At 56.8% G+C, this 13,073-nt stretch carries 15 protein-coding genes; 9 read left to right on the top strand and 6 right to left on the bottom strand.

Features of this window, described 5'->3' with window-relative positions; all coding sequences use genetic code 11:
* The first annotated feature begins 30 nt into the window (after positions 1–30).
* Positions 31–927, top strand: coding sequence for a DUF2971 domain-containing protein (locus ACSQ76_RS22075; protein WP_437158350.1), 897 nt, complete (start codon positions 31–33; stop codon positions 925–927).
* Between the two features lie 574 nt (positions 928–1,501).
* Here the strand turns inward: ACSQ76_RS22075 and ACSQ76_RS22070 are convergent.
* On the bottom strand, positions 1,502–1,705 hold the full coding sequence (locus tag ACSQ76_RS22070) for a hypothetical protein (RefSeq protein WP_437158349.1): 204 nt from the start codon (positions 1,703–1,705) through the stop codon (positions 1,502–1,504).
* 156 nt (positions 1,706–1,861) lie between these two features.
* Between ACSQ76_RS22070 and ACSQ76_RS22065 the strand changes: the two genes are divergently transcribed.
* Positions 1,862–2,113, top strand: coding sequence for a type II toxin-antitoxin system CcdA family antitoxin (locus ACSQ76_RS22065; protein ID WP_437158348.1), 252 nt, complete (start codon positions 1,862–1,864; stop codon positions 2,111–2,113).
* Positions 2,114–3,081: 968 nt separating this feature from the next.
* Here the strand turns inward: ACSQ76_RS22065 and ACSQ76_RS22060 are convergent.
* Positions 3,082–3,417 carry a YegP family protein gene (locus tag ACSQ76_RS22060; RefSeq protein ID WP_437158347.1) on the bottom strand — a complete coding sequence of 112 codons (336 nt, stop codon included), beginning with the start codon at positions 3,415–3,417 and terminating at the stop codon, positions 3,082–3,084.
* Between the two features lie 1,207 nt (positions 3,418–4,624).
* On the opposite strand from ACSQ76_RS22060, the gene ACSQ76_RS22055 reads away from it, so the two are divergent.
* The 5 genes from ACSQ76_RS22055 (at position 4,625) to ACSQ76_RS22035 (ending at position 7,857) form a co-directional block, all read left to right on the top strand.
* Positions 4,625–5,218, top strand: coding sequence for a hypothetical protein (locus ACSQ76_RS22055; protein WP_437158346.1), 594 nt, complete (start codon positions 4,625–4,627; stop codon positions 5,216–5,218).
* 158 nt (positions 5,219–5,376) lie between these two features.
* Positions 5,377–6,566 (top strand): IS3 family transposase gene (locus ACSQ76_RS22050; RefSeq protein ID WP_437155805.1). Its coding sequence is split into 2 segments (ribosomal slippage): positions 5,377–5,638 and positions 5,638–6,566, totalling 1,191 coding nucleotides; the frame shifts between segments, so codons are not numbered across the junction.
* Between the two features lie 18 nt (positions 6,567–6,584).
* Positions 6,585–6,800, top strand: coding sequence for a WGR domain-containing protein (locus ACSQ76_RS22045; RefSeq protein WP_437158479.1), 216 nt, complete (start codon positions 6,585–6,587; stop codon positions 6,798–6,800).
* Between the two features lie 500 nt (positions 6,801–7,300).
* Positions 7,301–7,546, top strand: coding sequence for a hypothetical protein (locus ACSQ76_RS22040; RefSeq protein WP_437158345.1), 246 nt, complete (start codon positions 7,301–7,303; stop codon positions 7,544–7,546).
* Positions 7,547–7,557: 11 nt separating this feature from the next.
* On the top strand, positions 7,558–7,857 hold the full coding sequence (locus tag ACSQ76_RS22035; protein WP_437158344.1) for a CcdB family protein: 300 nt from the start codon (positions 7,558–7,560) through the stop codon (positions 7,855–7,857).
* A 169-nt stretch (positions 7,858–8,026) separates the two neighbouring features.
* On the opposite strand, the gene ACSQ76_RS22030 is transcribed toward ACSQ76_RS22035, so the two are convergent.
* The 3 genes from ACSQ76_RS22030 to ACSQ76_RS22020 all read right to left on the bottom strand — a co-directional run bounded on the left by ACSQ76_RS22030 (position 8,027) and on the right by ACSQ76_RS22020 (position 10,105).
* A complete protein-coding gene (locus ACSQ76_RS22030) occupies positions 8,027–8,590 on the bottom strand; it encodes a hypothetical protein (protein ID WP_437158343.1) in 564 nt (187 codons plus the stop codon).
* Between the two features lie 66 nt (positions 8,591–8,656).
* Entirely contained in the window at positions 8,657–9,238 is a 582-nt protein-coding gene (locus tag ACSQ76_RS22025) for a hypothetical protein (RefSeq protein ID WP_437158342.1), read from the bottom strand.
* Positions 9,239–9,520: 282 nt separating this feature from the next.
* Complete coding sequence (locus tag ACSQ76_RS22020; protein ID WP_437158341.1) at positions 9,521–10,105, bottom strand: hypothetical protein; 585 nt, start codon at positions 10,103–10,105, stop codon at positions 9,521–9,523.
* A 638-nt stretch (positions 10,106–10,743) separates the two neighbouring features.
* Here ACSQ76_RS22020 and ACSQ76_RS22015 point away from each other — a divergent pair.
* On the top strand, positions 10,744–11,193 hold the full coding sequence (locus ACSQ76_RS22015) for a hypothetical protein (protein ID WP_437158340.1): 450 nt from the start codon (positions 10,744–10,746) through the stop codon (positions 11,191–11,193).
* 236 nt (positions 11,194–11,429) lie between these two features.
* Positions 11,430–11,969 (top strand): hypothetical protein, encoded by a 540-nt coding sequence (locus ACSQ76_RS22010; RefSeq protein WP_437158339.1) that lies wholly within the window; start codon positions 11,430–11,432, stop codon positions 11,967–11,969.
* A gap of 174 nt (positions 11,970–12,143) precedes the next feature.
* Here ACSQ76_RS22010 and ACSQ76_RS22005 read toward each other — a convergent pair whose 3' ends face one another.
* Positions 12,144–12,650: a hypothetical protein gene (locus ACSQ76_RS22005; protein WP_437158338.1), complete on the bottom strand. Its 507-nt coding sequence runs from the start codon at positions 12,648–12,650 to the stop codon at positions 12,144–12,146.
* Positions 12,651–13,073 lie beyond the last annotated feature (423 nt).

The raw sequence follows: 13,073 nt of genomic DNA, 5'->3' as shown, positions 1-13,073 counted from the left end.
TATCGTGCCTTCAGCGGCAGGGTGCTTGACATGTTGGTCGCCGACCAACTCTACTTTTCCGATCCGGCCGATTTCAACGATCCGCTTGACAGCCGTCCCAACGTCGAAGGTGACATTTCAGCTGACGAGCTTGAGCGGATCCTGAGCCATCTCGTCGAGCAGCGGACGAACGCCGAAATGACGACGGCAGCGAAGTCCCTGAAATACCGCGGGCCAAGGACCGTCGAACACATTGCGCGCCATAGCCGCAAGCAGGCTGACCGGCTGTTGAGCGAGATCCGGTACAACGCCGGAGATCCGACCTATGAGATGGCGGATCCTGAGCTATTTCTGCTGACACTCTATCTCGAGGAAGAGCTCTTGAGGCGCTACGACAGGGGCATCGTGTCGTTTGGCGCCCGAGCCACATGTCCTTTGATGTGGAGCCACTATGGCGATCAGCACCGGGGCATATGCGCCGGATATTCGGTTCCCGAGGACACAGCGGATCGGCTGAACAAGATCAACTATGGCGGTAGCCGCAACGTCAAAGCGAGTGATGTGGCAATCAAGGATCATGACCCGGCCGCGCGGCGACGTGTCGACGAAGCCGTTCTGCTGCGCAAGGCGAGTTCCTGGCGCTACGAGCAGGAGTGGCGGCTCATCGGCAACCGGGGCTTGCAAGATTGTCCTTTGGAACTGGAAGAGGTCGTGTTCGGGATAAGATGTGGGTCCGCCTTGAAGTACACGATCTTCAAAGCGCTCAATGACCGTCAACGGCCGATCCAATTTTACGAAATGCGGGAGCAACGTGGGACCTTCCGGCTTCGCAAGTGCCGCATGGATGTCGACGAGCTTGCGGCTCACTTCCCGCGCCGCGCAAGGAGTTACATTGAGGCTTTTGACGATCTCGATGTTGAGGAAGCGCCTCGTGAGGGCTCTGAATAGTCACGGGGCGGCGATGGGATTGCCAGACGTATGACAGACGAGACGACAGAGAAACCTTATTTCCAATCCCTTCTTCGAACGGACTTTCGACGGCCGATAGAAGGAGATTTGCCGTTTAGGCAGTCGGATAACTGGGTGCAGAACGCCTATATCGACCAGTTCGGTCACGGCCGCATGGTCATGATAATTCTCGGTTATCGTTACTTCATGAAGTATCAGGGTGGTCAGGGTTGCAGGATAGCATCTGCCAAACATCGTTCGTGTCAGCCTGCCATCTTGATGATGGCATTCGCAAGAGGGGCTTCGGATGTATCGCTTCCTGAAATTACATCGACTTTCTGAATCACAAGGATTAAACGCCACAACATATAGACGTCTTCTCTCGGGTTTTGCCGGGGGAAGACGTGAGTTTCAGGGTAAATCACACCACATCTTGTTTTCCCCACTTTGGTCACGATGTAGACCGCTTATTCTGACGGCGCGGTGGACATTTTCCCTGGGAAAATGTCTACATCAAACCGCCTGGCCGGCATCGAGAGACAGACAAACTGACAGGGAGGAAGATTGGTCGGCGTCACCCGTCCGGACCACCATGATCGCCGCCGCGAACACCGCCTTCTGGCCCCCCATTGACGACGTAAAATAGACCGAAAAACAGGATCGCTCCAATCCACACCGGAAGGGCTGCGGCCAGGTTAACGAACGCGATAAGCGCGCCGATAGCGGCAAGGCCCCAGAATGTGCTCTTGATGTTTGTCCATGTCAGCCAACTCTTCACTACCAATCTCCTTAAATCTCCGTGGGATGCGTTCCCGACACCATCGCGCACGACTTTCAGTATGAAAACCGGTTTTTGTTCGGGTGTTCCAAAATCTTTCGCTTCACCCGAGAACGTAATACTGTGGCAGCGTCATAATGGGGTGTGGTCGTATTCATGACGGAGACCAAACGCAATACATCCTTATTTCTCGATGCTGATGTTCTCAAGAGCGCATCGGAGCTTGGGATCGACGTCTCTGCAGTCGCCGAGGCGGCACTCATCAACGCTGTCGCGGAAACCCGACGCAACAACTGGCTTGCTGAAAACGCGGACGCGTTCGCGGAGCAATCTGATTGGCACGAGCGCCATGGACACCCGCTCCGAGACATCTTTATAGCTCCTGGTGGAGCCTCGTGGACCCGCTAACTCTGCGCGCAATCACTCCTCATACAATGACCCCGATAGAAGGCTATTCGTGAGGCTCTGCACTCTGGTCTATCTCACCCGAGCTCTGGTGTTGGCACAGCAATCCATGGCGATCGATTCAATCCGCCCGGTCGGCTCGCCCTCTACACATCAGTCGCCAGAGGCGCGCTCCCTGCGCTTGCGAACCAATTTCCTCCCTTGGCAGTTCGAGTTTGCCTTGGTTGTCCCGTCCACGCGTAGACGTCTTGGAAGAAGCGGTGATGGATCGCCCGATAATGCTCATAGTCGAGGGCACCTTCAGGCAGCGCCTCCTCGGATCGAGTCAAGAACATGAGCTGTTCGAACTGATCTAGTTCATCTTGATCGGTCAGGTCGGCCTTGTTTCGAAGAACGTTGGTGCCGGGGTAACAGAGGGGGTCCTCTGTGACGTCGTACCGACTCATTTACCTTTTTTGGTGACAAAGGAACCCGTAATCGCGGAGCGAAGGGCGTCGCCATTGAGCCGACTATCGGAATAGGTTTTGAGAGCCCTAGCGGATTTGGTACTGGTCGTAACGCCCTCGACCTTCGCGAACTTTGTGGCTTTGCTCTTACCCAGGGGCTTTGTCACAAAGCGTCCTGTGGTCGCCGATCTCTTAAGTGCGGAGTTTTTGTTCATAGTTGCAGCATACCACGCACCGAATTGAATGTGTATGAAGATCCCGTACGTCATCTTGATGATCGAAGCGGGGATGCCGGGCGTTTGGGCAAGTGTCCGGGCTGCCATCAAGTGCGTCGGGATCGAAGGCCAGCCAGGTCACGATAATGGCCCCTCCTTTTCAGCTTCGGAGTTATCCCCAGAAATTGTGGATAAGTCCGAGCGCCTAGGCAAGCCCACCGTCGAGCCCCAGCTTTTGGAACTCTAGGCCGTAATCGACACGGATTTTGTTTCGAAGATTTTCGACAGCTAGAAGCTGAAGTCCCCGACTTCAGCTTGTCTGGTCGTCGACCCGCGCACCGGGTGCATTGGATTTCACTGACGCGATTCCAGTTTCGCGTGCCGACGCGCTGCTATAGAATTCGCTGGTTCCAATGACTTGGCCGTTGCTGGCTTTGAGATTGAACATTGGCTTTCCGGCGGAATTGGTTTTTCGTTCATACCGCTCGTCCAGGGGCGCATTCGATTTTACCGATGCGATGCCGTTTTCTGCGCTGGCCTTTTGTTTGTAACCCTCGCTCGCCAAAATTATCTCTCCGTTGCCCGCTTTCAGGCGGAAACGGAACTCTCCTGCCTTGTCTTGGTACAGTTCGAATTTACCCGCCATTAACTAACTTCCCCCGGCTATGTCATTGATACCGATAATTGAAACGGCTGGAGACCAATTGGCAAGGATAGATTTAGGGGATCAGCCATATCTGATCCAGCTATGTTTAAAGTTCATAATCCGCCTCGATTCCGCCGGGATAAGGGTACAGTGTCAGCCTGACCGAGATCTTCGGCAAAGAGATCGTCCGCGATTTGTTGGTCTGGTTGCGCTGCAAGGAACTGATTGCCAGCGCACCGTAGTCGCCGCGCCATGGCGCGGCGCAGACCTTTGCGACGACGGAGATCGTTCTGGCGTCCTTCGATCTTTAGAGCCTCAGGGACCTGCCGGAGTTGGAGCTGCATAAACCTTGATGTCCGAAATATATAGAATTCTTCTGACAAGCGAAGGCGCCTCTTTTCGATCGGTCGGGCTTTGACTTTCAATCAGTCGGAGGCTCGCCCGAACCTGAAGTACATGGGCCCAGGTCGAAGCCATGCTCGCGACACCATACTTGGAATTTGTAAGTGATTGGCGAAAGTTCCGCAGAGTGATTGATGCGAAGGCAGCCTCAGAGCGTTCTTGATATTCTCGTATCAGTTCATCGTGATGGTTCTTGGATACATCGGCCAGCTATACGACTGTCGCCATGCGTTCCGCTTCTCGATCAAATTCAAGTGCCAGTGTCCAGCCCTCCACAAGCAAATGCAAATTGGGTCATGATACGTATCTTCGGAGCCTTGCGCCGCAGCAACGCCGCGATATCGGCGGCTGAAACTGTATGGCAGCCGGGATTCATCACCGTTGCCCCAAGAGCGTCGGACCGCATCTCCAGCAGGAAAAACGTTCCGCGTCTTCGTTGGAGATCAGACTTACACATAGTTCTACGAACAGGGGAATCTCAATTCTCCCCGTCTCGCCAGATGGTTCAGCCCCGCCGAGGTTTAGGTCGTAAAACCATGCCGCCTCCTTCTATGGCGATACTCAGTATCATTATCCCAACACATTCCGATGCCGTCAGGCGGAGGCATCTACGCCGTCAAAAGTTATCGCATGACATTCGCCGAGAGTGCGATCGTCATCGCCAAGACAATATAGCGAGCACCACCAAACATCGTTGACGCAACGTCACGCGGACGCGGATTTCCGGCGGCATGGCGTCGAAGACATCTCCCTGTCAGGCGCCGGAGAGACCGGCGTCGGAAATGAACTTAAAGGAGAACAAGAAATGGCTTCCACCATCCACTTAGCGGCGACCTTCGCCACGGAACTAACGACATCGCCCTGGTTGCGGCAAGTTGTCGGACTGCTTGGAGATGTGACGAAATCGGACGCTGGTCTAGTAGGCGTTGACATCGGCCATGTCGACGTCCCGGGACATGTCGTTTCGGAACCCTGCGTCGGCTTTGTGTCGCGGGGTGCGCAGATCGAAGCTGTCTGCACCAGCTTTCGTCCCGAAGAAGGACGGAAATTCGAGTGTGTGCGCAAGATCGTTTCGGCCAATATCGTTCCCTCCCGCATGACCCATTGGGCTCTCTGTGACAAGCGCCCCCAGATCAACACTGTGGTGTTTCCTGCTTTCACCCTGGTCTACGGCTACGATTGCGATCTGACGGGGCCTGCGCGCGTGGATTCCAACCGGTTTCGCCTGATCATGCATGCCACGGCAGAGACGTACGAACCTCGCACTTTGAGCCAGTCGATCCAGGAATGTCTCGACGCCGTCTCGTCGGCACATGATGATCTGCGGGAACTGCACATGGTGGCGCCCGGACCGCAGGATTTGGAAGTGGTGCTCAAGAAAGCGACACTGCACTCGTAAACCCGATCTCAACGGGACCGGTTCGAGTACACCCAACATGTTTGAAGGATTGGAAGCGGCTCCGAAGTGCGTAGAGCTCAAGCGGATCGACCTGTTGACCTGCCACGGGATTTTTCCTCCATTTGGAATTAGAGTCCGCCCCAACGAAGGGACGGACAATGAAGCGAACGAGATACAGCGAAGAACAGATCATCGGCATCCTTACCGAGCATGAGGCAGGCGCGAAGTGCGCCGATCTGTGCCGCAAGCACGGGATGTCGGAAGGCACCTTTTATGCCTGGAAAGCCAAGTTTGGTGGGATGACGGTTTCGGACGCCAAACGACTGAAGGCGCTGGAGGACGAGAACGCCAAGCTGAAGAAGTTGCTGGCGGAGCAGATGCTCGACGCTGCGGCGATGAAGGAACTGCTCTCAAAAAAATGGTGAGGCCCGCCGTGAAGCGCGAAGCCGTTGCGCATCTGCGGGCCAGGCTTGGCCTGTCGGAACGGCGGGCCTGTCAGATTGTTGGAGCGGACCGCAAGATGATCCGCTACCGGTCCGCGCGACCGCCCGAGACCGGGCTGCGCCAGCGGCTTCGGGATCTGGCCAATGAACGCCGCCGGTTCGGTTATCGGCGGCTATTTGTGCTGCTGCGCCGGGAGGGAGAACCCTCCGGGATCAACCGTATCTACCGGCTGTATCGAGAAGAAGGTCTGGCGGTGCGCAAACGCCGGGCCAGGCGCAAGGCGGTAGGAACCCGGGCACCGATCCTGGTCGAGGCCCGGCCCAATGCGCGCTGGTCGCTGGATTTTGTCCATGACCAGCTCGCCTGTGGCCGGCGGTTCCGCATCCTGAACGTGGTCGATGACGTGACGAGGGAATGCCTGGCGGCCGTTCCGGACACATCGATCTCGGGGCGGCGTGTCGCGCGGGAATTGGCGGCCCTGATCGAACGGCGTGGAAAGCCCGGCATGATTGTCTCGGACAACGGCACCGAACTGACCAGTAACGCGATCTTAACCTTCGCTACCGCGCAGGGGATCGAATGGCATTACATCGCCCCGGGCAAGCCGATGCAGAACGGGTTTGTGGAGAGTTTCAACGGGCGCATGCGCGATGAACTCCTCAACGAAACCATGTTCCGCAACATGCCCCATGCGCGCGCCGTGATCCGTGCCTGGGCAGCAGATTACAACGAGGAGCGCCCACATTCGGCGCTTGGCTATCAGACGCCCAAGGCGTTCGCCGAGCGCCTGTTCACCGCAACCGACACCCGCGCTGCGCCATCTGAAAGCTCCGCGCGGATGTCGGTTGCTCCACCTGCGCCAATCGGCGTATCAACCCGAAGGGCTCTGGTTCCGGATGGGTGAAAGTTCAGTGGCAGGTCACTGTCGCTCAACATGCGTCGTTTCTACCGCATGAGTTTGCAGCCTGATCTCTTCGGCGGCTTTGACCTCGTGCGTGAATGGGGCAGGATCGGATCTCGGGGTCAGTGCCTCATCGAGCGACATGCTTGCCAGGACGAAGCCGTATCGTCGATGCTAGGCCTTGAAGCGACCAAACGAAAGAGAGGCTACGTTTCGGTTGCGTGGAGCAGATCCTGAGGACAGTCCACGAAACCAGGCGTGAAGGCATGTTCTTCTGGCTTCTGGGGCACGTAGTAATCAGCTTGACCGGCGGTCCAAGTCTTGTGGATTTCGAGCTCGGTGGATAGAAGCCAGTTTGTCAGCGACGGTTGATCATGGATTGTCGATGACAATCCTCCCCTGTTGGACTTTGGCCGAGCTTGTCTCGGCTATCTTGGGGCCCGATCGATATCATCCGTTGAATGGGTGCGCCGGCGCACACGACACGCGCGGGTTGACGTGACTGAGAGCCGTGGGCACGGTCAGCACTCTTGTCAGACGGCTCGCCGGTCGGCCCAGCCCCTGCCGATAAATGTTGATCAGACGTCAGCGTTGTCAATTCTTCCTACGCTAAAGTGCAGGCAAACCTCTCGAAAATGTCTTCGAGAGGTTTTCATTACCAACGGCACTTGTGCTATATGTTGTACTGCTTTATGTGTATCAATATGCACACTAATCCGCTTGAAAGCGAGGTTATCATGCCTTCACCACTGAATATTCGTGACATCGGTGAGGATCGCAAGGCGGCTCTCGAATTGGAGGCGAAAGCCACAGGCAATTCCATTGCCGAGGTTGTTCGGGACTGGATCGACGCTGGCATCGCAAGGTCCAGGGCTGAGCGCGACCGTGCCGCCTGGATCGCGTCCGCTAAAGAAGGCATTGCCGATGAAAGCTCTTATCTTGAGCAGAACGGACCCAGCCTTGCACGCTTCCGACAGGTTTAAGCGAGAAAGACATGATGCAAGGAAACATCCATCGCATGCGCGATGGGAACGAAATTGTGTGCCGTGTTCAGAAAGATCTCGGCATTGAGACACCCTATATTCTTTGCGCGCCGGTCCTCGTTCGCTCCGAATGGGGCGCACTGATTCCAAAACTGCATATTCCCATTCACTTGAACGGCGTCCCGCACATCATAATCATGTCGCAGTTGGTTGCCATTCCGGGCACACAAATCGGTTCTGTTATCGGTGATGCATCGGCTTGGCGCGACGAGATAGTCGCTGCCATAGGTCTCTTGGTTTCTGGTTTTTAACCAATTAGAAACCCGTCAACATTTACCGACAGAGGCTGGCCGGTCAGCCGCCCTTTTGCGGGCGATGCCTATCTTCATATCAATGTCCGTTGTCCAGCAGCGGCATGAGTGTTCAGCAAGCGGGCTTTTCCCGATTTGATCGTTTGCCGATTAGATCGGCTCACGTTTTTTATTGACCCCAATTGAACGCGATCTCGACCAGGATCCGTCGACCCGGCCCGTAGTCGTTGACGCGGTAATCGACGATCATGTCCTTACCGCGCGTATCGAATTCGTCTGCGCCCTTCACGCTCGGAAGGCCGATCGACCAGAGGTATGGGAGATACTGCATCAGCTGCTCTGCACAGTAATACTCCCGAGTGTCGAGATACGCCCTGATCCGATCCTTGAATTGCGATTCGATACTCCCGGTGTGGCCCGTCTCGATCGCCTCGACGGCCAGGGGTTCAGGGATCCCAAGGCCGTCTGCCGTTTCAACGAATATGTCTTGGAAACTGGTTTCCGGTTTGACCCATACCGCCTTGAAACTGTCGAAACGGCTGGCGGAGGTTTCCTCAAAACGTTCCGAGACAACACCGAAGATTTCGAGGGAAGGGTCATCGAACTCGTTGCGAAACTCCGCCGTGCAATACTTTTCGACGGCCTGGGTCAGCGTTGCCATATCGCAGTCCTGCGGCAGCGCGAAATCCGCTTCGTCCAGTAACAGGCCCTTGTGTCTGAGGTCGTTTCCCATTGTGTGCTCCTTGGGTGGTGCGTGTTGGAGATTGAGGGGTCTTGGCCGTTGCGGCGGCCTTTTCGTTCAATGTCTGTCTGGCGTGAGGTCGAGCGGTGTGGCCGTTGCGCTGCGCGCAAGATGCTCAACCCGGGGCAGTTTCAGGCCGTCGCACGGCACGGACTCGGCGTGCAGGTAATCGAGCCAGCGCCGCACTGTTCTGTCGAACGGATCTTTGCGAACGAAAAAGTCCTGCGTGCGATGAATATCTCGCGTCACAAGACACATCGTCGCTTTGGCGGTCCCATCGAGCTTTACTTTGAGGCTTTGGTTCATGATGCCGATCGCGTCGGGAAAATACACCACCTCGATAGGACCATGGATCTGGCCTGACTGCAGCATGTTCCGGGCGCGAGGCAGGACGACCGTGGGAAGGTAGCGATCGTATGCAATCGCGCGGGCGAATGCCCAGCATTTCTCGGTCTCGATGGTTGAAGTCATGCTCAGGGACCCCTTGTGCATGGATCTCCAGGTCTCCGGGTCGAGATGCTGGCGGGCGATTGCGTCACTTGCTTGATCGAACGGGCCTCCCCCTATCAGATCCTCGATCACCTCAAGGGTATGATCTTCGTAGAGGCGTTGGACGGGATGGACGGGCAGCAAAGTCATTGTAAAGTTCTCTCGTAAGTCATGGTTCGGGCTTGTTCATCGCCGAGCGAAGCAGTCTTCTCTCGCGTGTTGTCCGTCGGATCGCAGGTCATGGGTCGAACCGAAGACGTGCCTCCGGTTTCAAAACGGCTCCTGGCGCCTGCTGAACAGGAAGTGGTACCGGTCCCGGTTCTTCGGGAACCCGATTGATGATGACGGCAGGTCAAGTTCGGTGGCTCTCATTCGAGCCGTCGTGCGCCGTCGCGTGAAGGCCGGGCTTCAAACCCGGCCCCGCACGTCAGCTCAGGTTTCGGCCCAGGCAGAGTCGTCGAGACGTATTTCGAAACGGGTGTCGTGGAAATCCGAATGGGCATCCGACAGCCCCTCGAGGCCCATTTCGATCTCGGGCCTCAGTTGCTCAAGATCCCGATCGGTGCATTCGCCGTGAAGGAACAGCCGGGACTCTGGAATGAGTTCGTAGCAATCGCCCGAGCCCATTCTCCGATAACCGTAGACGAAGGTGAAATCACGGAAGATGAGGGTGGACGTTTGGAGCTCCGGCCAGTCGAGCGCGTCGAACGAGGACGCGAACTGGTCGCCGCGACGGTCCACGACCGTGGAAATCAGATCGCATTTGGAGCGTTCCTTCTCGGGGATCTCCAGGATGTGAGCACGGCAGAGGTCGTTTTCCTTGAAAAAGTACGCGCATGTTTCTGTAACGGGTGGTCTGCCGCTGGCTCTACGTAGATGACCCAGATCAACGCCGATGAGGGTCCGGTCTGGCGCCTGAGATGGGCTGCCGAGCAAGGTGATGAAGGGTTTCCAAGGGATCTCGAGGTTCTTCGGGAGAGGGCGCGGGGTGAGTGTGCAGAGTGTCGGTTTTGTCATAGTTGCCTCCAAGGCTGAAACAAGGGTCTGAAGTTGGCGTGGGGTCTCCCCGCCATGTTGAGACGGCCGGTCTCGACCGCTGGAAGGGATTTGGCTGCGATGCTCAGCCGCCGGAAATCAGACACAGCTTGACGTTGCGTCAACATGCGTGGGGCAGCATGGTTTGACCTTTGTATTGAAGGCGGTCTCCGAGTCGCTTGGAGGGTGAAATTTAAAAGTAGACACGGCAAATTTGGCGCTCAGGACTGGTTGGCCTGTGTGCTTCGCACAGAGGACATTCAGACGACCATTCGCGGCACAACCAGATAAGACCACGGCCGGAGATTTGGACAGCGCATTGAAACACGCGTCTCGCAAAAATCGTTGGCCGTATCGCCTGCACCCAAGCATTTGATAATCTGCCCGGGAATTTTGGCTTTCATCCGTCCCTCGAGCAAAGCGAGCAAGGGAAGCTATCTCCCGCGTCGCGCGACCCTATTTCCAATCAATTCTCTGACTCAGGGACTCATGTCCACGGCCTCCTTGGGCACAGGACGCGTGTGAAGCGAGCTGCGGTGGCGGCGCGAGGGAGACGGTTTCCGGAAGCGGAACCGCACCCTGCGCGGCGCCAAACGCAACTTTCGAAAAGGAAATCCCCAATGATTAACCAACTCCCCGTCACTTTCGAGAACATCGAGGGCATCGCCGCAGAAGCGTTCGCAGATGCGCGCATATGCGCAACCGCCCTGCGCGAAGATGTTGTCCCGAACCTCGCGCGCATGGAGCGCAAAGCGCCGGAACGGCTGATCAAGGCGATCGAGACGGGACAGATCTTCGACGATGAGACGCTCGTCGAACTCGACGTTCTCATCAACAAGCTCTCGCGACGGATTGCGGACGGCACGACGCAAGTCGAACGCGTCGACGATCACCCTTACTGTTTTTCCGAGGATCCGTCCTGGACGGAAACACATCGGACGTGTGTGGCCGAAGATATGTCACGCGCGCTTACCGTGCTGTTGAGCTTCCACGCTTCTCTGCAAGCAGTGCATGATCTGATGAATGCGCAGCGCGAGCTCGAGAAGATGCGCCAGCGCACGCAACCGTAAAAAGATCATGAATGTGGGTGCGCTTTCTCTCTTTTCCCCGAAAAGCGTGAGCGCGTCGGTCGCATAGCTTGATCATTTGCAGCCCGCACTTGAAACCGTGCGGGCTGCTCAGCGCCAGGAGCGCCTGGCCACGGGTCCGAGCTGGTGTTTGCCCAAGCCTCTGCTGAACAAAAGGGCAGGGCGCGTGGGTCGTTCCCCCGTGCTCGCTCAATCCCGCCGGAGCCTTCAGCCAAGGAATGAACGCGAACGATTGTGAATCCGGCTTCGGAAAAAACATCCTTCGCTCAAGAAAATCGTCCATCCGGTTTTGCCGCTCGTCCATTCGATCCGACGTCATTCCCGGGCGCCGAAAAGGTCGTCCGTCAGGAAATCAGGAAAAGGACAATACCATGCAACATTCAACGAAATCCGCGAGCGCGTCCGGCACTGGCTCAAGCCTCTCGCTGCTGGACATCGTGATGCAAGCGCTCGAAGTGACCGGACGCATTCCCACCACGCAGCCCGAGACAGGTTTTCCGGACGCGTTCACGGCCGACCGGATTTCTGATTTCTATGTCGAGGAACTGAACGGTGGTTGGGTTTCGACGCTCCGGTTCCGCGACATACCGGAAGGCCTGCCCGACGCGTTGGGGTCGCCGGATATCATGCCGTACCGTGAGCGCCGCGATGCCTTCCTGCACGGCGCTGGCATCCTTTGCGAGATCGTCACCGGAAGCCGTGAGTTGCCATTCACGATTGTCGGCGATCAACTCATCGTCGCGGCTTATGGCGCTTGAAGCCGTACGGGAAGGCTTACGCGACCGGGGCGGTTCAATCCGCCCCGGTCCGTTCCGCCGAACGGTTCTCACGTTCCCAATTGATCATGGTTCGCGATGCCCGGCCTTTGGGCCGGCTGGTGACCAGCACCTCAGGCGCGGATCAAGCACGGCACCTGCCACCGCGTGACAGCCTTACGGATCGACCCGCACGGTATATTGCACGCCACCTTGCGGGCCCCAGGTCCAGGAAATAAGAACCGGCGTCTCATTGAAGCGTCCGCGGACCGCGGGCTCTCCGCGTCCGACCGTTGTTTTCTCCAGTTCCGTGATGCGCCCGCTGCGGGCAATGTCTTCTGTCATCTCGGCGGCCTGGTCAACGGATACGGCCGCGTCCGAGATCCAGCAGGTGCGCGATCCTTCCGAGACCGTCGCAATCGTCTCCCCGCGAACTTCCTGAACAACGCCGTTCTGGCCGTCGATCGGGGTCGCGTCGGGAAAACGACGGTCGACCGGTTGCCCCGAGAGCACGACGTAAAAGCACTCCCCCATGGCGGTCTTCAGCGACCGCTCATCCGCGAGCGATCCGGTCGCGACGCCGATACAGGCAATAATTGGTATTAATCTCATTTTGGTCCTCAAAGTCTGTTCAAACTGTCGAAGGATGGCGAGGACGGATCGCCGCGAGACAAGCGCTGGCATCCGCCAATCGACCCCTGCAGCACGGAGCTTATGCTATTGTCGATGATGCCGCCATGGTTGGGGTGGAGCCGCTGGCGTCGGGTTTGTGAATCTAGCACCCGTACTAGCAATCACCTTACCGGATATTTTGAAGAAACACGAAAATTGCGAACGCGATATGGTGTTGAATTGGCCGAGGCCGTTGCGGAAATCTGCAGGGCAGTTTCATCGTTGCGGATGTCGGATGTGCGGACGAAGGATGAATTCGCTGCAAACGCGCGCATGTCTGCTCGCGAGAAGTTCGGCAATTTCATATATTTTTTGGAAGGCGAAACATCTTTTGACCCTCGCGGTGTTGCCTGTAAAAGCCCCCCGAATCATCATGTGCCAAATAACATGCTCCTAAGGAAAAAGAAGAAAATTACCAACACCACGCCGAGCACG

Source organism: Roseovarius sp. B08, assembly GCF_051417955.1.
Lineage (GTDB): Bacteria > Pseudomonadota > Alphaproteobacteria > Rhodobacterales > Rhodobacteraceae > Roseovarius.
This window is presented reverse-complemented; position numbering and strand designations above follow the sequence as displayed.